The 19,031-nt window shown below is 65.0% G+C and carries 19 protein-coding genes and 1 tRNA gene; 15 read left to right on the plus strand and 5 right to left on the minus strand.

The genetic code is table 11. The annotated features are described in order from the left end of the window. Window positions 1–32 precede the first annotated feature (32 nt). From rpe to ACQY4G_RS05645, 9 genes are all read left to right on the plus strand, one after another. Window positions 33–695 (plus strand): ribulose-phosphate 3-epimerase, encoded by a 663-nt coding sequence (gene rpe / locus ACQY4G_RS05605; RefSeq protein WP_421989345.1) that lies wholly within the window; start codon window positions 33–35, stop codon window positions 693–695. Further along, window positions 692–2,551 (plus strand): heparinase II/III family protein, encoded by a 1,860-nt coding sequence (locus ACQY4G_RS05610; RefSeq protein ID WP_421989347.1) that lies wholly within the window; start codon window positions 692–694, stop codon window positions 2,549–2,551. Before rpe ends, ACQY4G_RS05610 begins: the two co-directional genes overlap by 4 nt. 5 nt (window positions 2,552–2,556) lie before the next feature. Next, complete coding sequence (gene purH, locus ACQY4G_RS05615) at window positions 2,557–4,143, plus strand: bifunctional phosphoribosylaminoimidazolecarboxamide formyltransferase/IMP cyclohydrolase (RefSeq protein WP_421989349.1); 1,587 nt, start codon at window positions 2,557–2,559, stop codon at window positions 4,141–4,143. A gap of 109 nt (window positions 4,144–4,252) precedes the next feature. Further along, window positions 4,253–4,384: a hypothetical protein gene (locus tag ACQY4G_RS05620; RefSeq protein ID WP_255356022.1), complete on the plus strand. Its 132-nt coding sequence runs from the start codon at window positions 4,253–4,255 to the stop codon at window positions 4,382–4,384. Next, window positions 4,384–5,064, plus strand: a complete 681-nt coding sequence (gene msrA, locus ACQY4G_RS05625; protein ID WP_067693091.1) for a peptide-methionine (S)-S-oxide reductase MsrA — start codon at window positions 4,384–4,386, stop codon at window positions 5,062–5,064. Before ACQY4G_RS05620 ends, msrA begins: the two co-directional genes overlap by 1 nt. A 37-nt stretch (window positions 5,065–5,101) precedes the next feature. Next, window positions 5,102–5,569 (plus strand): Fur family transcriptional regulator, encoded by a 468-nt coding sequence (locus ACQY4G_RS05630; protein ID WP_291180254.1) that lies wholly within the window; start codon window positions 5,102–5,104, stop codon window positions 5,567–5,569. 75 nt (window positions 5,570–5,644) lie between these two features. Next, the gene (gene dxs, locus ACQY4G_RS05635) at window positions 5,645–7,567 is read left to right on the plus strand and encodes a 1-deoxy-D-xylulose-5-phosphate synthase (protein WP_421989351.1); all 1,923 of its coding nucleotides are present in this window, start codon (window positions 5,645–5,647) and stop codon (window positions 7,565–7,567) included. A 23-nt stretch (window positions 7,568–7,590) separates the two neighbouring features. Further along, the gene (locus ACQY4G_RS05640) at window positions 7,591–8,388 is read left to right on the plus strand and encodes an alpha/beta hydrolase (RefSeq protein ID WP_421989353.1); all 798 of its coding nucleotides are present in this window, start codon (window positions 7,591–7,593) and stop codon (window positions 8,386–8,388) included. Continuing rightward, the gene (locus tag ACQY4G_RS05645; RefSeq protein ID WP_421989355.1) at window positions 8,385–9,182 is read left to right on the plus strand and encodes a crotonase/enoyl-CoA hydratase family protein; all 798 of its coding nucleotides are present in this window, start codon (window positions 8,385–8,387) and stop codon (window positions 9,180–9,182) included. The genes ACQY4G_RS05640 and ACQY4G_RS05645 overlap by 4 nt, the downstream gene beginning before the upstream one ends. A 31-nt stretch (window positions 9,183–9,213) precedes the next feature. Here the strand turns inward: ACQY4G_RS05645 and ACQY4G_RS05650 are convergent, their stop codons facing one another. The 5 genes from ACQY4G_RS05650 to ACQY4G_RS05670 form a co-directional block, all read right to left on the minus strand. Continuing rightward, window positions 9,214–9,891, minus strand: coding sequence for an NnrU family protein (locus ACQY4G_RS05650; RefSeq protein WP_421989357.1), 678 nt, complete (start codon window positions 9,889–9,891; stop codon window positions 9,214–9,216). A gap of 77 nt (window positions 9,892–9,968) precedes the next feature. After that, window positions 9,969–10,460, minus strand: a complete 492-nt coding sequence (locus ACQY4G_RS05655) for an FKBP-type peptidyl-prolyl cis-trans isomerase (protein ID WP_421989359.1) — start codon at window positions 10,458–10,460, stop codon at window positions 9,969–9,971. Between the two features lie 29 nt (window positions 10,461–10,489). Further along, on the minus strand, window positions 10,490–11,875 hold the full coding sequence (locus ACQY4G_RS05660) for an amidohydrolase family protein (RefSeq protein ID WP_421989360.1): 1,386 nt from the start codon (window positions 11,873–11,875) through the stop codon (window positions 10,490–10,492). Continuing rightward, window positions 11,872–13,254 (minus strand): amidohydrolase, encoded by a 1,383-nt coding sequence (locus tag ACQY4G_RS05665; protein WP_291171675.1) that lies wholly within the window; start codon window positions 13,252–13,254, stop codon window positions 11,872–11,874. Before ACQY4G_RS05665 ends, ACQY4G_RS05660 begins: the two co-directional genes overlap by 4 nt. Window positions 13,255–13,357: 103 nt before the next feature. Then, the gene (locus ACQY4G_RS05670) at window positions 13,358–15,016 is read right to left on the minus strand and encodes a peptide MFS transporter (protein ID WP_421989362.1); all 1,659 of its coding nucleotides are present in this window, start codon (window positions 15,014–15,016) and stop codon (window positions 13,358–13,360) included. A 210-nt stretch (window positions 15,017–15,226) separates the two neighbouring features. Here ACQY4G_RS05670 and ACQY4G_RS05675 point away from each other — a divergent pair, with 210 nt between their 5' ends. The 6 genes from ACQY4G_RS05675 (at window position 15,227) to ACQY4G_RS05700 (ending at window position 19,031) form a co-directional block, all read left to right on the plus strand. Continuing rightward, the gene (locus ACQY4G_RS05675; protein WP_291171669.1) at window positions 15,227–15,568 is read left to right on the plus strand and encodes a GntR family transcriptional regulator; all 342 of its coding nucleotides are present in this window, start codon (window positions 15,227–15,229) and stop codon (window positions 15,566–15,568) included. Between the two features lie 150 nt (window positions 15,569–15,718). Next, window positions 15,719–16,000 (plus strand): integration host factor subunit beta, encoded by a 282-nt coding sequence (locus tag ACQY4G_RS05680; RefSeq protein ID WP_067692353.1) that lies wholly within the window; start codon window positions 15,719–15,721, stop codon window positions 15,998–16,000. Window positions 16,001–16,070: 70 nt separating this feature from the next. Next, window positions 16,071–16,156: transfer RNA gene (locus tag ACQY4G_RS05685), tRNA-Leu, on the plus strand. Between the two features lie 152 nt (window positions 16,157–16,308). Continuing rightward, window positions 16,309–16,941: a PilZ domain-containing protein gene (locus ACQY4G_RS05690; RefSeq protein ID WP_421989364.1), complete on the plus strand. Its 633-nt coding sequence runs from the start codon at window positions 16,309–16,311 to the stop codon at window positions 16,939–16,941. Between the two features lie 85 nt (window positions 16,942–17,026). Then, entirely contained in the window at window positions 17,027–18,598 is a 1,572-nt protein-coding gene (locus ACQY4G_RS05695; protein WP_421989366.1) for an NAD(P)/FAD-dependent oxidoreductase, read from the plus strand. A gap of 13 nt (window positions 18,599–18,611) precedes the next feature. Further along, window positions 18,612–19,031: a GtrA family protein gene (locus ACQY4G_RS05700; protein WP_421989368.1), complete on the plus strand. Its 420-nt coding sequence runs from the start codon at window positions 18,612–18,614 to the stop codon at window positions 19,029–19,031.

Genomic DNA, 19,031 nt, shown 5'->3' on the forward strand with positions numbered 1-19,031 from the left:
GGCTCACCCGCGATCCAAGGTCTCAGCCCCGCATGACCATCCCGCTGATATCTCCCTCCATCCTGTCCGCCGATTTCGCCGCGCTGGGCGAAGAGGTGCGCGCGATCGACAAAGCCGGGGCGGACTGGATCCATGTCGACGTGATGGACGGCCATTACGTCCCCAATATCACCATCGGCCCGGCGGTGGTGAAGGCGCTGCGCCCGCATACCGACAAGCCCTTCGACGTCCATTTGATGATCGCGCCGGTCGATCCCTATCTGGAGGCTTTTGCCGAGGCCGGTGCGGACATCATCACGGTCCACCCCGAGGCGGGGCCGCATATTCATCGCACGCTGCAGGCGATCGCGAATCTCGGCAAGAAAGCGGGCGTGGTGCTCAATCCCGGAACGCCGGTAGAGGCACTCGACTATATTCTCGAAGATGCCGATCTCGTACTGGTGATGAGCGTCAATCCCGGCTTCGGCGGGCAGAGCTTCATCCATTCGCAACTCAAGAAAATCGAGGCGATCCGCAAGCGCATCGATGCGCTGGGCAAGCCTATCCATCTCGAGGTAGATGGCGGCGTCAATGGCGAAACCGCACGGCTGTGCGTCGATGCGGGGGCAGATGTGCTGGTCGCGGGTTCGGCCACTTTCAAGGGCGGGCCAGGGCGGTACGCGTCCAATATCGCCGCGTTGAAAGGGCAGAAGTGAGCCAGGGCGCGCGCACCCTCCTGCGCGCGGAAGGCGGCGCTCGCGAGGACGAGGCCGCGCCCGCTCTGCCGCTGAAGGGCATGGATGAGCCGCTGGTGGACAAGGAGCCGCCATTGCCCGAAGCGGTTCCGCTGGAGCCGGCCCGCGCGCTGGCGCTCGCGGATTTTCAGCCGCCGCGCGCGGGGGCCGTCGACAGCATGGTGCGCTGGGCCTACCGGCTGGGCGTGCCGGGATCGGTCCTCGCGGCGCCCCTGCGCAAGCCCGCCGCGCCGCGCCTGCTGGCGACAGTCGCCAGCCCGCTCGGAGGTGAACGCGCAGCAGGCATGGCGCTGCGCGCCGGACAATTCCTCGTCCATGGCCTCAAGCTGCCGGTCGACAGAATCGAACTCGCAAGCAATGCCCCGCTGACGCCGCCGGTCCAGCGCATGGTTCACGGCTTCACCTGGCTTCGCGATCTCGGCGCCTGTGCCCCGCGCGAGGAATGTGCCGGGATCGGCGAGACGCTTCTGGCGCGCTGGCTCAAGGCCAATCCGGTCTCGGCCAAGGGTCCGGCCTGGAGTGTCGAGCACGCGGGTCTGCGGTTGCTCGGCTGGCTGGTCCATGCGCCGCTGCTTCTGGGCGGCGATGCGAGGCTGCGCGGCCAGGCGCTGGAAGCGATGGAGGCCACCGCGCGCTATCTCGACCGACAGGTCGCCCGCGCCGAGGATCGATTGGGCCAGGTCGCCGGCTGGTGCGCAATCGTCGCGGCCGGCCTGTTGCTGCCCGATGGTCGTCCGCGTCGCCTGTTCGGAGAAGCGGGGCTGCTTCGCGCATTGGGCGAGCTGGTAAGCGAGGATGGCGGCGTGCTCTCGCGAAGCCCGCTTGCGCAGATGGAAGCGATCGCGCTGCTGGTCGATCTGCGCGCCTGCTACGAGGCGGTCGATCGCGATCCGCCGCCCGCGCTCGAGACCATGCTCGGCCTGCTCGTCCCGCCGCTGCTGGCGCTGCGGATGGGCGATCGCGGGCTCGGTAGCTGGCAGGGCGCCGGCGCGACCTCTGCCGCGCGGGTCGACGCGCTGATCGCGGCAAGCGGGATCCGCGCGCGCCCGAGCAAGGAATGCAGGCACTGGGGCTACCAGCGGATCGATGCGGGCAAGGCGGTGCTGGTGCTCGATGCCGCGCCCCCGCCGCGCGCGCGGCATGCGCGCCACGGCTGCGCCTCGACGCTCGCCTTCGAACTGTCGCATGGCGAACAGCGCATCATCGTCAATTGCGGCGGCGGCGAGCTGGCGGGCGGGAATGTCCCCGTGCGCATCGAGCAGGGGCTGCGCGGCACGGCGGCGCATTCGACGCTGGTGCTCGACGATGCCAATTCGACCGCAGTGTTGATCAAGGGACAGATCGGCAAGGGTGTCGAGGAAGTCGATATCGCGCGCACCACGGTCAAGCAGAAGGGCCGCGATGCGGCGCGGCTTGAGGCTTCGCACAATGGCTATGCCGCGCGATACGGCCTGATTCACCGCCGCACGCTGCTGCTGGGGGCGGATGGCACCGGCCTGTCGGGCGAAGAATTGCTCGAACCATCCGGGCGGCAGGGCAAGCGGGGCAAGATCGCTTTCGCGATCCGCTTCCACCTCGGCTACGGGATCGAGGCAGGCCTGTCGGACGACAAGCGCGGTGCCGGGCTGGCGCTGCCCGACGGAAGCTACTGGCAATTCCGCCTCGGAGGCGATAGCGGCGAGGCGCATATCGCGATCGAGGACAGCCTCTGGGTCGACGGGCAGGGCCGCCCGCGTGCGACCAAGCAGCTGGTCGTCGAAGGACTGACATCGCGCAGCGGGGGACGCTTCCCCTGGCTGCTCAAACGCATGGGATGAAATCAATGACCGACGTGGCGATCAAGCGGGCACTGCTTTCGGTGTCCGACAAGACCGGCTTGGTGGATCTGGGCAAGGCGCTGGCCGCGAAGGGTGTGGAGCTGGTGTCGACTGGCGGCACCGCCAAGGCGCTGCGCGAGGCGGGTCTCGAGGTGAAGGACGTCTCCGATCTGACCGATTTCCCCGAGATGATGGACGGCCGTGTGAAGACGCTCCACCCTATGGTCCATGGCGGGTTGCTCGCCGTGCGCGACAATCCCGATCATGCCGCCGCGATGGACGAACATGCGATCGGCGCGATCGATCTGGTAGTGGTCAATCTTTATCCGTTCGAGGCGACCGTCATGCGCGGCGCGGAGCGCGACGAGATTATCGAGAACATCGATATCGGCGGTCCTTCGATGGTCCGGAGCGCGGCAAAGAACCACCAGTTCGTCACCATCGTCACCGATCCTGCGGATTACGAGACCCTGATCGGCGAGTTGGAAGCGTCCGGTGCGACCTCGCTCGACTTCCGCCGCAAATGCGCGACGAAGGCCTTTGCCGCGACCGCCGCTTACGATTCGATGATCAGCCAGTGGTTCGCCTTCGCCGACCAGCAGCAGCTGTTTCCCGATTTCCTCGCGGTCAACGGCCGGGCGCCGGTCGAACTTCGCTATGGCGAGAACCCGCACCAAAAGGCCTCGCTTTACACGCCCTCCGGCCCGCATGCGAAGGGCATCGCGCAGGCCGAACAGCTCCAGGGCAAGGAGCTCAGCTACAACAATTACAACGATGCCGATGCCGCGCTCGAACTGTGCGCCGAATTCAGGGGTGGCAGTCCGGCGGTGGTCATCGTCAAGCACGCGAACCCGTGCGGCGTGGCGCAGGCTTCGACCCTGCTCGAGGCCTGGAACGAGGCGCTCGCCTGCGACAGCGTCTCGGCCTTTGGCGGGATCGTTGCGGTCAATACCGAACTCGACGGCGAGACCGCGCGCGCGATCTGTGGAATCTTCACCGAAGTCGTCATCGCGCCTGCGGTCAGCGACGAGGCGCGCGAGGCCTTCGCGAAGAAGAAGAACCTGCGTCTGTTGGTGACCGGCGACCTGCCCGATCCTCGGCGCGGCGGGCTTGCGGTCAAGCCGATCACCGGCGGCCTGCTGGTGCAGACGCGCGACGACGGCGCGATCACCGAGGCCGAGCTCAACGTGGTTACGCAACGCGAGCCGACGCAGCAGGAATTCGAGGACTGCCTGTTCGCCTGGACCGTGGCGCGCCACGTCAAGTCGAACGCCATCGTCTATGCCAAGGACGGTGCGACCGCGGGTATCGGTGCGGGTCAGATGAACCGCCGCGATTCCTCGCGCATCGCCGCAATGAAGGCTGCCGAGGCGGCCGAGAAATACGGCTGGGCGGAGAGCCGCACCGTGGGCAGCGCGGTGGCATCCGACGCTTTTTTCCCCTTCGCCGACGGCCTGCTCGCCGCCGCGGAAGCAGGCGCAACCGCAATCATCCAGCCGGGCGGTTCGATCCGCGACGAGGAAGTGATCGCCGCGGCGGACGAGAGGGGCCTCGCCATGGTCTTTACCGGGATGCGCCACTTCCGCCACTGAGACACCGTTGAAGGCGGCTCATCGCCTGAACCGATCACAACCATTCGATTAAGCACGTTGCAATGGCAGCGTGTGTAACCACGTCGGCAAGGCTGACGAAAGACCCATCATGACCCTCTTCACTCCCGACCTCTATCGCAATTTCGGCATCGGATTCGGTGCTGGAGCTATCGCCATCCTGCTGACCAATGGCGGCGACATTCTGGCCGCCGTCCCGCAGCTCATCGCCTCGATCTTGTGATGCGGCTGCCCGCCGCCCTGGCTGCTGCCGCGCTCGCGCTCGGCGTGTCCGCCTGCCAGCAGCCGGCGATCGCGGCCGAGAAGGCGGTCGCAGCGCCAGCGGCAAAGCGCGTGGCCGACGAAGGCGCAGGCCTCAAGACCGCGATCTTCGCAGGCGGCTGTTTCTGGGGCGTCGAGGGCGTTTTCAGCCATGTAAGGGGCGTGAAGAGCGCTGTTTCGGGCTATCATGGCGGCACGAGGCGGCAGGCCGATTACAAGCTTGTTTCCTCGGGCGTTACCGACCATGCCGAGGCGGTGAAGGTGGTCTACGATCCCGCAGTCATCCGCTACGATCAGTTGCTGCGCATCTTCTTCTCGGTGGTCGCCGATCCGACCCAGCTCAATCGCCAAGGCCCCGACGTCGGCGCGCATTACCGCAGCGCGCTGGTGCCGCAGTCGCGCGAACAGGCGGCGGTCGCGGCGGCCTATCTGCAGCAATTGCGCGCCGCCAAACTTTGGTCGAAGCCGATCGTCACAAGGATCGAGAAGGCGCGGACGTTTTATCCGGCCGAGACCTACCATCAGGATTTCATGCTCAAGAACCCGCGGCACGGCTATATCGTGCGCTGGGATGCGCCCAAGGTGAAGGCGCTGAAGGCGATGTATCCGGGCGTCTATTCGGCGGACTTCCAGCCGGGCTAGCTTGCGCGCGAGGGCGTGGCATCCTACCTCTTACCGCATGGCCACACACGCACATGCGCATACCGAACATGAAGGCGACGACCTGATCCGAGCGGCGCGCGCCACGCTGACCGACAGCGGCGAGCAATGGACCGGCATGCGCCAGTCGGTGTTCGAGGAACTCGCCCGGCACGACAAGCCCGCAAGCGCCTACGATATCGCCGACAATCTCTCGCGCTCGCGAGGCAAGCGCGTCGCGCCCAACAGCGTCTATCGCATCCTCGACCTGTTCGTGCGCACCAACCTCGCCAACCGGATCGAAAGCGCGAACGCCTATCTGGTCAATACGCATCCGGGCTGCCGACACGACTGCATTTTCCTGATCTGCGACGATTGCGGAACGGCCACGCATATCGATGACGAGCGCGTGACGGGCGCACTGCGCGAAGCGGGCAGGGACGCCGGCTTCATCGATGTCCGCCCAGTGGTCGAATTGCGTGGCTTGTGCGACGATTGCGCTCGCTGAGCAGCGCCGAAGCGTTCTTTTCAATAGATAAAGCGTTCATCGACAGTTGCGATTTACGGGTGTAGAGATTCTCCCATGACTAGTCGCCCGAAGACGCCGTTGCTCGATACGGTCAATACTCCCGAAGACCTGCGCAAGCTGAAGCAGGACCAGCTTCGCCAGCTTTCCGACGAACTGCGCGCAGAGATGATCGATGCGGTCGGCACCACCGGCGGCCATCTCGGCTCCGGACTGGGCGTGGTCGAGCTCACTGCGGCGATCCATTATGTTTTCGACACGCCGACCGACAAGCTGGTGTGGGACGTGGGCCACCAGTGCTATCCGCACAAGATTCTCACCGGGCGGCGCGACCGGATTCGCACGCTTCGCCAAGGCGGCGGATTGTCGGGCTTCACCAAGCGCGCGGAGAGCGAATACGATCCCTTCGGCGCGGCGCACAGCTCGACCTCGATCTCGGCCGCGCTGGGTTTTGCCATGGCCAACAAGATGCAGGGCCGTGCGGGTCGCGGCATCGCGGTCATCGGCGACGGCGCGATGAGCGCGGGCATGGCCTATGAGGCGATGAACAACGCTGAACAGGCAGGCAATCGCCTGATCGTCATCCTCAACGACAACGACATGTCGATCGCGCCGCCGGTGGGCGGTCTGTCGGCCTATCTCGCGCGCACCGTCTCAAGCAGCGAATATCTCGGCCTGCGCAGCCTTGCCTCGCGCCTGTCGAAAAAGCTCAGCCGCAAGGTACACTCGGGCCTCGAAAAGGCCGAGGAATATGCCCGCGGCATGGTGACGGGCGGCACTCTGTTCGAGGAGCTTGGCTTCTATTACGTCGGCCCGATCGACGGTCACAATCTCGACCATCTCATTCCGGTGCTCGAAAATGTCCGCGATAGCGAACAGGGCCCGGTGCTGATCCATGTGGTGACCAAAAAGGGCAAGGGTTACGCCCCGGCCGAAAACAGCGCGGACAAATATCACGGCGTCGCCAAGTTCGATGTCGTCACCGGCGAACAGAAGAAGTCGTCCGGCGGGCCGCCCGCCTATCAGAACGTCTTCGGCGAGACGCTGGCCAGGCTGGCGAACGACGATCCGCGCATTTGCGCCATTACCGCGGCCATGCCGAGCGGGACGGGTGTCGACAAATTCGCCAAGGCGCATCCCGACAAGGCCTTCGACGTCGGCATCGCCGAACAGCACGGCGTAACCTTTGCCGCGGGCCTCGCGGCGGAAGGCATGCGGCCCTTCGCGGCGATCTATTCGACCTTCCTCCAGCGCGCCTACGATCAGGTGGTGCACGATGTGGCGATCCAGAACCTGCCCGTGCGCTTCGCCATCGACCGTGCCGGGCTGGTCGGCGCGGACGGCTGCACGCATGCAGGCGCCTTCGACATTACCTATCTCTCGACGCTCCCCAATTTCGTGGTCATGGCCGCCGCCGACGAGGCGGAACTGGCGCATATGACCTATACGGCGGCCGAACATGACGATGGCCCGATCGCCTTTCGCTATCCGCGGGGTGCGGGCACGGGAGTCGCGATCCCGGAGACGCTCGAGAAGCTCGAAATAGGCAAGGGCCGGATCGTGCGTGAAGGGTCCAAGGTCGCGATCCTGTCGCTCGGCGCGCGCCTCGAAGAGGCGAAGAAGGCCGCCGAACAGCTCGAGGCCAAGGGCCTGTCGACCACGGTCGCCGACCTGCGCTTCGCCAAGCCGCTCGACACCGAACTGATCGAAAAGCTCATGCGCAGCCACGAAGTCGTGGTGACGATCGAGGAAGGCGCGGTGGGCGGCCTCGGTGCGCATGTGCTGACCTTCGCCAGCGACAGCGGGCTTACCGACGGCGGGTTGAAGGTGCGCACCATGCGCCTGCCCGACATGTTCCAGGACCAGGACGCGCCCGACAAGCAGTATGACGAGGCCGGCCTCAACGCGCCGCACATCGTCGACACCGTGCTGGGCGCGCTGCGGCACAATTCCGCAGGCGTCGAAGAGGCGCGGGCCTGATCGGCAAACGGCTGGCGCGCTTCGTGACAACCGCGCTGGCAACATTCGCGGTCGCTTATCTCGCGCTTGTGGCCGTGCTCTTTTTGGCGCAGGGTTCGCTCATCTATCCCGCTCCGCGTGGGATATTGCCCATTACCGGCGGCTTCGAGGAAGTCTCCTACACCACCGCTGACGGCCTCGAGCTGAAGGCGGGATACCGCGCCGCGCGGCCGGGCTTCCCGACGATCGTCTATTTCCATGGCAATGGCGCAGACTGGGTCTCCAGCGTGGTGGCGACCGACCGGCTGGTGCCGGAAGGCTATGGCGTGCTGGCGGCGGAGTACCGCGGTTATCGAGGCAACCCCGGTTCGCCGAGCGAAAAAGGGCTCTACCGGGACGCCAGGGCCGCAATCGCGTTTCTGGCCGAGCGCGGCGTCGACCCGGGAAACCTCGTGCTGATCGGCAACTCGATCGGATCGGGCGTCGCGGTCCAGATGGCGAGCGAGATCGCTCCTGCGGCGCTCGTGCTGATTTCGCCCTTCGCGAGCCTGTCGCAGCTTGCGGCGGAGAAGTTCCGCTGGCTCCCGATCGGACTGCTCCTGCGCGACCGATACGAAAACATGCAGAAGATCGGCGAGATCGGGGCTCCGACCCTGATCCTTCACGGTGATGCGGACAGCGTGGTTCCGCATATCCATGCCGAGCGACTGCTCGCCGCGAATCCCGATGCGTATCTGCGCATATTTTCGGGTTACGGTCACGATCTCGCATGGCATGACGCCGCCGAAGAGGCCGTGATCGCGTTTCTGGCCCAGCAGACCGAAGAGGACCATCGCGAATGAGCCTGCTCACGATCGAAACTGCCGACCACGTCACCACGCTGACGCTCAACCGGCCCGACACGATGAATCCGCTCGGGGCTTCGGGCGACGGCGACGCTTTCGCCGCAGCGTGCGATGCGATCAACGCCGACATGGACGTGCGCTGCGTGATCCTGACCGGCGCGGGGCGCGCCTTCAGCGCCGGCGGCGACATCAAGGCGATGAAGGAGCGGACGGGCACATTCGGCGGCACCGCGCCGGAGATTTCGGACGGCTATCGCAACAACATCCACAAGGTTCTGCGCGCGCTCTACGGCTTGCGCGTGCCGCTTATCGCAGCGGTGAACGGTCCGGCGATCGGGCTGGGCTGCGACCTTGCATGCCTCGCCGACATGCGTATCGCGAGTGATCGGGCGAAATTTGGCGTTACCTTTCTCAAGCTGGGCATAATCCCGGGGGATGGCGGAACCTGGATCCTCCCGCGCATCATCGGCGAGGCGCGGGCGGCGGAGCTGTTTTATACTGGCGATGTGATCGGTGCGCCGACCGCGCTCGACTGGGGCCTTGTCAGCCGCATCGTCGAGGGCGAGGCGCTGATGGACGAGGCCCGCGCCTTGGCCGCGAAGGTCGCGGCAATGCCGCCGCATGCGCTGCGGCAGGCGAAGAATCTGATGCGGCAGGGGCGCTCGGTCTCCTACGACACGGCACTGGAAATGGCGGCCAATACGCAGGCGCTGATGCATCTGACCGGCGATCACATGGAAGGGATCGACGCGCTGCTCGAGAAACGCGCGGCGGTGTTCAAGGGCGCATGACGCACGATGTCGCCGCGCGGCCAGCGGGCGGCTAGCCCAGCCAGCGAAACACGCCTGCCGGAATTCCCGCCGCGCTCACGTGCCAGTAGCTGATGCCGAGCCAGGCCGCGATCGCGATGGCCCACAGAAGCAGACCGGCCCCGAAGATTTTCCCCCAACGCGGCCAGTAGCTGGTCTTCGCTTCCCACTCTTTCCACGCAGCGCCCATCAGCGCTTCCTTCTTGCGGTCCTGCATATGGGCGCCGACCAGCGCGAGCACGAGGATCGCACCGGCAACGATCATGGTGCGCCAGCTCCACAGCAGCAGGATGTGCGAGAGCGCCCAGAGCGCGAACCCCCACATCATCGGATGGCGGGTAACCGCGAAAACTCCCGTCGGACTCTGCGTAGCAAGCTTTTGGGCGCCAGGGGCCGGCAGCGCGGGATTGCCCCTCAGCGAACCGAGAAACAGCACCAGCGCGGGCAGCGTGAGGACGGTGGCGACGATCCAGCCAATTTCGCCGCTGGTGGCGAGCCCCCCGGCAGGCGCCGCGACGAAGGCAAAATACATCCACGCCATGCAACCCGCCGCGATCAGGCTGTAGGCCGCCATGAAGCCGGTCGCACCGAGAATGCCGACGAGCGGTGCGCGCAGCGGGTGCGAGAGCGCGAAATGCGTGCCGACGAAGGCGATCGAGGCGGCCAGCAACGAAATCAGAGCGTCATCCATGACCAACTCCCATGTTTACAGCGTCAACATGGATAGCAGAATGTGACCGCAACGCAAGCGGTGCCGCTTCGCCTGGGTTAGTCGGAGCGCTCGATATCGAGCAACTGGACCTTGAACAGCAGCGTGGCCCCGCCCGGGATCGGGCCCTTCCCGGTCGGGCCATAGGCGAGGTCGGCAGGCGCGGCGATTTCGATCGTATCGCCCACCCCCATCTCGGGGATCGCCATCTGCCAGGCCTTGATCAACCGCCCCAACGGAAAGGCGGCAGGTTCGCCCCGGTCGAAGGAGGAATCGAAGGTCTCGCCATCGATGAAGGTCCCGGCATAGTGGACCGTCACCCTGTCCTCTACGCGGGGCCTTTCCTTGCTGCCGGTGTATTCGACATAACGCCACTTGAGCCCGCCGGGCATCGTGCGCCAGCCATCCTCTTGGCCAAGTCCGGCCAGATAGGCCTGCTGCCCATTCATCCAGGCGATGTCCTGCGATCGGTCGACCTGATCCTGCGCCGAAAGCGTCGCGAATCCGACCGCGGCGGCAGCCGCGCCAAGCGCGAGCAAGGTGGTACGCATGTCCTTCATGTCCTCGTCCGGGGTGCGCCTTACCAGTCGTAGGCCTTGGGCAGGTCGCTCGTATCGAGGTCGAGATAGCGATCCCTCAGGCGGCTCTGGTGGTTCTCCAGCGGCTGTTCGACGCCGTCGATGAACACCTTCAACGGCATCGATCCGACCTCGAGCGGGTCGTCGTCCCATATCACGAGATCCCCCAGCGCACCGGGAGCAAGCAAGCCGGCGCGGCCATCCATGCCACTGATTGCCGCCGGTACCGAACTGATCGCGGCGAAAGCCTGTCCCCAGCTCAGCCCGTCGGCACCCGGCACGCGGGTGAGCGCGACCAGATTGCCGGCATATTGGTTGAGATTGCGCGGATTCTCCATCGCCGCTGCGTTGATGGCGACCCGTACGCCGGCCTTGACCATCCGCCCGATATTGCTCTGTGTCGAACCCAGCTCCTCGAAATTCTGCGGCAGATCGTCGAGCCCGTCAGCGATTACGGGCACTCCGGCGGCGGCGATCTCGCTGGCGACCAGCCAGCCCTCGCTCGCTCCGACCAGGACGAGATCAAGATCGGGGAATTCGCCCTTCAACGCCAGCGTGCTGCGAATGTCCGATGCGCGTTCGACATAGACGTAAAGCGGTTGCTCCCCGCGCACGACCGGCACGAGTGCCGCCGCATCGAAGCGGGTCAGCAATACATCGTCGGAGCGCTGCGTGTCGCGACCGGCAAGGCGCGGATCGAGCGGAACGTCGTCGCCCCTGCGAATGTCGCGACGCGTGCTCGATCCCGGAATGCGGGCTTGCGTGCCGAGCGTGCTCGCCTCGCGCAGCGCGTTGCGGAACAGCGCGTGCGTCGCCGCGCGGCTGCCACCGGCGAGCCGGGCGCCATATTCGCCCAGCGCAACGACCTGAAAGGCCCGTGGGCGGGTGACGGCGTTCGGATCGGCACCAAGGTCGATGACCGCACCCTGCCCGCCGAAGATCGAACTCGACGGCATGGTGACGGTGGTGGCGCGGGTAACCCCGGCAGCGCGATGGATCGAAACGTGCTGCGAGGCCGGATTGACGATCGGCGCGGCATCCAGCGCCGCGCTGAACGGCGAATTGCCCGCGCGCGTATCATTCGACTGGCTCACCGCGCCGACGTCCCACAGGCCGAGCGTCGTGACCGTGGCGAAAATTCCGGGAGTGACCCAAGCGCCGGTACCGTCGAGCATCGGGATCCCCGCGGGCACCGCGATGCCCCGGCCCGCAGCGACGACCTCACCGCCCCGCACGACCACGGTCGCGCCATCGATGGGCTCGGACCCGTCACCCGTGGCCACGGTCGCATTGGTGATCGCGACGTCCTGCGCCGCGGCCGGGTTTGCGGTGGCCAGTGCCAGCAGGCCGGCGGTGCCGAGGGCGAGGGCGTTCAGCGCGCGCGTCATTTCACGTCTCCTTCACCCGGCTGGCCGAGCTCGAAATCGCTCACCGGCCGCCGCTTGCGGTCCATCGCATCGAACAGCAGCGCGCCGTCGATCCAGACCTTCTCGGGCCGCGAATACACGCTCAGCGGGTCGCCGTTCCACAACACCACGTCGGCCATCTTGCCGGGTTCGAGGCTGCCGGTCATCGCATCGATACCCATGGCCCTGGCGGGGTTCAGCGTGATCCAGCCGATGACCTCGGCATCGGGAATGTCTATTCCCACGCGGCGGCCTGCAGCCTGCGCCTTGGCAGCTTCCTGGTTGAGGCGCTGGATGCCGTTGGCATCGTCCGAGTGGATGACGACGCAGGCGCCCTCGCGCTGGAGAAAAGCGGCATTTTCGAGGATGCCGTCATAGGCTTCCATCTTGAAACCGTACCAGTCGGCCCAGATCGCGCTGCACACGTCGTTTTCGCGCAGCAAATCACCGATTTTATAGGCTTCGACCGCGTGGTGGAAGGCGGTGACCTCGTAGCCCATCTCCTTGGCCATATCCATGACCAGGGCCATTTCATCGGCGCGGTAGCAGTGGTTGTGGACGAGGATTTCGCCGTCGAGCACGCCTTTCAGCGTTTCCTTACCGAGATCGCGCTTGTCGCCGTCATAGGCCTGCGCATCGAGCCACATCTGGCGATTGACTGCGAAATTGCCCATGCGGGTCGAAGGCATCCGGCCCTTGCCGCCATAGACGCGCTTGGGGTTTTCGCCGCAGGCCATCTTCATGCCGTAGGGCGCGCCGGGGAATTTCATCCCCTGCACCGTACGCGCGGCGACGTTCTTGAGCGTCACCGAACGCCCGCCCGTGAGGTTGGCCGAGCCGGGCAGGATCTGCAGCGCGGTCACGCCGCCATTCGCCAATGCGCGGGTGAAGCCGGGGTCCTGCGGCCAGACCGAATGTTCGGCCCAGACCTCGGGTGTCATCGGGTCGGTCATCTCGTTGCCGTCTGCATGCGCATCCACACTCGGGGTAGGGTAATCGCCGAGGTGCGAATGGATGTCGATAATGCCGGGAGTGACGAACTTGCCGCTGGCGTCGATCCGGTCGTAACCCTCGGTCGAGAGCGCGGCGTCGCCCACCGCGACCACTTCGCCGTCGCGGAACAGGACCGTGCCGTTGTCGATCCGCCCGCCCTTGCCGTCGTAGACGGTTGCGCCGACCAGCGCGGTCGGGCGGCCGGGATAGCGGCGGTAGGTCGAGGCGAAGGGTTCTCGCCCATCCGCGCCGACCGGCGCGGTCCAGTCCCGCGTTGAAGCCGAGGCGACACCATCGCCCCCGTCAGTGGTGGAACATCCAGCCACTGCGAAGGCAGCGGCACAGGCGAGCACGACGTGTTTTCTCATGGAACCCCCAATGCAGTCGGGCCGGAGCATCGCTGCCCCGGCCCGCCCGGTCAATCCAATTTGGTCGAAGGAGATCGCCGTTCGGACGATTCCCCGATCGCGATCAGGCGCGGGTGGTCGGGTGCATGCCGCCTTCCTGCGCTTCCAGGCCCGCTTCGGACTGGCCCTCGAGATCGTGGTCGAGATTGTCGTCCCTGATCGTGTCGAGATGCATCAGCTTCTTGATCAGCGGGCTGATGACCATCACGCCCACGCCGATCGCAATGGCATACCAGCCGACGGTCGAGTAGACGTCGAGCACCACCTGCTTGCCCGCTTCCTCGCCGACGCCTTCGGCGCCGGTAGCGGCGGCGATCAGGCCGGCGGCGAAGTTACCCGTGGCCGAAGCGAAGAACCAGGTGCCCATGATGAGCGAGGCCATATGCGCCGGGCTCAGGCGGTTCATCGCCGACAGGCCGACGGGCGAGAGGCACAGCTCGCCGGTGGTGTGCAGCAGGTAGATGAGGAAGATGAAGATCACCGGAGTCGGCACGCTGATGCCGACGCTTTCCGAGCCCCACACGAGCACGAGGAAGCCGAGGCCCACCTGGATCACGGCGAGGCCGAACTTCATTGGCGTGCTGGGTTCGGCGCCCTTGCGCGCCAGCCCCTGCCACAGCATCGCGAACAGCGGGGCGAGCAGCACGATGTAGATCGCGTTGATCGACTGGAACATCGAAGCGTTGACGCCCTGCGTGTCGACATGGCGATCGGTGAACAGGTTGAGGCTGGAGCCCGCCTGTTCGAACAGCGCCCAGAAGACGATCGAGGTCAGGATCAGGAACATCGCCGCGAAAATGCGGTCACGCTCCTGGCTCGGCAGCTTGGTCACCGCGGTGAACAGGACGTAGAGGACGAGACCGCCGCCGAAGGCGCCGAGCACGTAGCCGACCAGTTCCTGATACTGGATCGCGGCCCAGCACAGCAGCACCATGGCAAGGCCCGCACCGTAAATGCCCCATTCCTTGGCGCCCCTGATCTTGGCGGGATCCTTGGGCTCGCCTTTGCCGAGCAGCAGCGGCTTGCCGAGCACGAAGAAGACGAGGCCGAGCAGCATGCCGAAGCCGGCGAGGCCGAAGCCGTATTCCCAGCCATAGGTCTGGCCGAGATAGCCGCAGATGATCGATGCGGTCGCCGCACCGACGTTAATGCCCATGTAGAAAATGGTGTAGGCCGGGTCGCGACGCACATCGGTGCGCGAATAGAGCTGGCCGACGATCACCGAAATATTGGCCTTCAGGAAGCCCGAGCCGACGATGATCAGCGCCAGCGCGAGCCAGAACACGTTGATCATCGGGTCGGCCTGTCCGCCCGATCCCTCGAACGCCATGAAGAAGTGGCCGAAAGTCAGCAGGATCGCGCCGAACAGCACCGCCTTGCGCTGCCCGATGTACTGGTCGGCGAGATAGCCGCCCACCACCGGGGTGATGTAGACCAGCGCGGTATAGGCACCGTAGATGATCGAGGCTTCGCTGTCCGAGAACAGCCAGTGCTGCACGAGATAGAAGATCAGCAGCGCGCGCATGCCGTAGTAGGAGAAGCGCTCCCACATTTCGGCCATGAACAGGAGGAACAGGCCCTTGGGGTGCCCGATCACCTCTTCCTGCGGGCGCGTGATGAGAACCACGCCGCCGATGAGAAATGCTGCCAGTGCGACCACTGCAACCCTGAATGTCCACATTTCGAACGCAGAGTCGAATGTGAAGAACATGCCTTCGACCATATTGTACCGGTTTCCCTTGATTCCTGTGCGGAGCCACGCTGCTCGCGCCGGCCCTCCCCGAAGAAGCGCGCACACTAGCGGGTTCGCGCCTCATGTGAAGCATTAGTTACACACGTGACCGGCTTGCGCGTATCTGAACGAGGCTCTTCGGGAACCTTGCGCGCCGCGCTGTATTATGGCACTGATGCAGTCTGTCTCGGGGAAATTGTCATGAGCAACCAGTCCAAGCCGGTTTATCTCAAGCTGCGCGACATGATCGCGGCCGCGATCATCGACGGGCGCTATCCCGAAGGCGAGATGCTCCCTTCGGTGCGCGCATTGGCTGCCGAACAGGGCGCAAACCCGTTGACCGTTGCCAAAGCCTACCAGCAGTTCCAGAACGACGGTCTGGTCGAGGTGCAGCGCGGGGTCGGAATGTATGTCGTCAGCGGCGCGGCCGATCGCTTGCGCCGTTCCGAACGCGAGGCATTCCTGCGCGAGGAATGGCCTGAAATCCGTACGCGAATGGATCGCCTGGGGGTCTCTGCGCACGAATTGCTCGCCGACGCATAGGGCGATGGCGTAAATTTACAATTGTGAGCTTGCGGGCGGTTGCGGCTTCTGCCACAGTCATCGCGTTGGAATCGGACGCAAAAGCGTAATTCCGGCAGGGGCGCATCGTGGAAACGACTTAATGCGGCCGCACCGGCCGGGAGACGCCAAATGATCCGATCCGAACTTCTTGCTGCCCTCGCACAGGACAATCCCGAGCTGCGGGCCGAGGAAGTCGAGCAGGTGGTGGACATTTTCTTCGAGGAAATAGCCCAGCGTCTGACCGAGGGCGGGCGCGTAGAATTGCGCGGTTTCGGTGCCTTTTCCACCCGCGAGCGCGAGGCGCGAAAGGGGCGCAATCCGCGCACCGGCGAAACCGTCGACGTGCCGGCCAAGCGCGTGCCCTATTTCAAGCCGGGCAAGGATATCCGCAAGCGCCTCAACGAGGGTTGAGCTTATCCATACCATCGCCAGATCGGCGATTGCCCACCCGCCGGGCAGCGACTAGGGCTGCGCGGTGCAGGCGGGTGTGGCGGAATGGTAGACGCCGGGGACTTAAAATCCCCTGATCTTGCGATCGTGTGGGTTCGAGTCCCACCACCCGCACCAGCCCCGCCGCGGCGGGGCCGCGCAAAAAACTCGATCCTGCTTACCTAGGCATTAACCCCTAGCCGCCTATTAGCGTAAACCAAACAGGGTATGGTGCACGGTCAGTGTGCCAGTCATTGTAAGGCTGCGCTTGTTTGGGACACGAAGGGGCTATGGATTACAGCACCGGAGTAGACAGGAATGACAACGACGCCGGTGGCGATGTCGAGCAGCGCGGCGCCCCGCGCTTCACCTCGCTCATTCGCTCGGCGAAGCTGGTCTGCGGCCAGGGCGAATTCGTCTGTGTCATTCGCGACGTCTCGGCAACCGGTGTATCCGTGCGCACGTTCCATCCGCTGCCGACCGACACCGCGGTCGCTCTGGAATTGCAGAACGGGGAGACCTACGAACTTGAGCTGGTGCGCGGTGAGGGCCGCGAGGCCAGCTATCGCTTTGCCCGTCCGATCGAGGTCGAACGCCTGATCCACGAGAACTGGAAGTTCCCCAAACGCGCATTGCGGCTCAACATCATGCTTCCGCTGACGGTATCGACATTGTCCGGCAAGGCCAGGGCCTTCACGCTCAATATATCCCAGCAGGGCGCACGGATCGAATGCGACGATGTCTTCGCGATCGACCAGCGCGTGACGATCAGCTGCGAGCATCTGCCCGACATTCGCTGCAAGGTCCGTTGGCGCAAGGACGCCAATTACGGTCTGGTATTCGAAGACACTTTCGCCCTGCGCGAATTCGCCATGATGGCCGCGAAGGTGCAATGCCCCTTCCTCCTGCAGGGCCAGATGTGATCCGGCCCGGCCAATCCGCCGCGCCCTTAACCTAGTCCTAACCATTATCCTTCACTCCCGGCGAGGTATCAACCGGGGGAACCTCATGGCCTGCGCATCCCAGGAACTTGCAGTAGACGTTGCTGTCATCGGCGCGGGGCCCGCGGGGCTGACCGCGGCATATCTGCTGACGAAGCAGGGCAAGTCGGTCGCCATCATCGAAAAGGATGCGAGCTATGTCGGCGGAATCAGCCGCACGGTCGCGCACGAAGGCTATCGCTTCGATATCGGCGGGCACCGCTTTTTCTCGAAGAGCCAGCAGGTCGTCGATTTGTGGAACGAAATCCTCGGCGAGGACGATTTCATCCAGCGGCCGCGGATGAGCCGCATCTATTACGAAGGCAAGTTCTACAGCTATCCGCTGCGCGCCTTCGAAGCGCTCGCCAATCTGGGTCTGCTGCGCTCGATCGCCTGCATGCTGAGCTATCTGCGCTACAGGCTGTTTCCCAAAAAGGACGTGAAGAGCTTCGAGGATTGGACCACCAACCAGTTCGGCCACAAGCTCTATTCGATCTTCTTCAAGACCTATACCGAGAAGGTCTGGGGCATGCCCTGCGACGAGATGAGCGCAGACTGGGCTGCGCAGCGCATCAAGGGGCTGAGCCTGTGGAGCGCGGTGATCGACGGGCTCAAGCGTAGCCTTGGCCTCAACAAGACCCCCAATGACGGCATGGCGACCAAGACGCTGCTCGAAACCTTCCGCTATCCGCGGCTGGGGCCAGGCATGATGTGGGAAGCCGCGCGAGACAAGGTGCTTGCGAGCGGCCACGGCCACCTCTTCATGGGGCACGGCCTGAAACAGCTTACCGCCGATGCGAGGGGGGGATGGCGCATGAGCGCGAGCGGTCCCGACGGCGATATCGTGGTCAGCGCTCGCCATGCGATCAGTTCCGCGCCCATGCGCGAGCTTGCCAAGCGGCTGCACCCGCTGCCGGAATCGGCGTTGCAGGCCAGCGAGCTCGGCTATCGAGACTTTCTTACCGTCGCCCTGATGGTGGAGGGCGAGGACCTGTTCCCCGACAACTGGATCTACATTCACGACAGCAAGGTGAAGGTCGGCCGTGTGCAGAACTTCCGCAGCTGGTCGCCCGAGATGGTCCCGGATGCGGACATGGCCTGCGTCGGCCTCGAGTATTTCTGTTTCGAGGGTGACGGCTTGTGGTCGATGGATGACGAGGACCTCGTCGCGTTGGCCACCGACGAGATGGAGGTGCTCGGCCTCGTCGATCGCAAGAAGATCAGATCGGGTGCCGTGGTCCGGCAGGAGAAGGCCTATCCGGTCTATGACGCGTCCTATGCCGCCAATGTCGATGCCCTGCGCCGCGAGTTGGAAAGCAAGCATCCGACGCTGCATCTGGTCGGGCGCAACGGCATGCACCGCTACAACAACCAGGACCACGCGATGATGACCGCGATGCTGACGGTCGAGAACATCCTTGCGGGCGAGCGCGTCTACGATACCTGGTGCGTCAACGAAGACGCCGAATATCACGAGGCTGGCGAAGAGGGCACGGATAAGGCGCTGCCCAGCCGCGAAGTCAGCGCCGACCAGGCCGCCGCTCTCGCATCGCTGCGCGAGGTGCCCGAGCGGGTCGAGCCCGGACGCCGGGCGGCATAGGCGGCGCCGGGCCATGCGGATTATCTTCGCCCCCTTTCTGGATAGGCGCTTTCCGCGCTACCTGCTTGCGAGCGTCGGGGCTCTCGCCGTCGACATTGCCATATTCATGGCCCTTCTCGCCGCAGGACTGGGCGCCGTACCCGCCGCGGCGACCGGCTATGCGCTCGGCATTCTCACGCATTGGTTCCTGTCCAGCCGCGCGGTCTTCATCGACAGCGTCGCCGCGAACGGACGCCGCCGCAGCTGGCAGAAGGCGCTATTCGTCACATCGGCATTGCTGGGGCTCGCGATCACGACGTCGATCGTCGCGGTTGGCGAGGCGATCGGGGTCGATCCGCGTCTTGCCAAGCTGGTTGCGGTCGGCGCCAGCTTTGTCGCAACCTGGCTGATGCGCAGGCACATTGTCTTTCGCGCCGCAACCGTTCCCGGCTGA

It is taken from the genome of Qipengyuania sp., assembly GCF_965277845.1.
In the GTDB taxonomy this organism is placed as follows: domain Bacteria; phylum Pseudomonadota; class Alphaproteobacteria; order Sphingomonadales; family Sphingomonadaceae; genus Qipengyuania.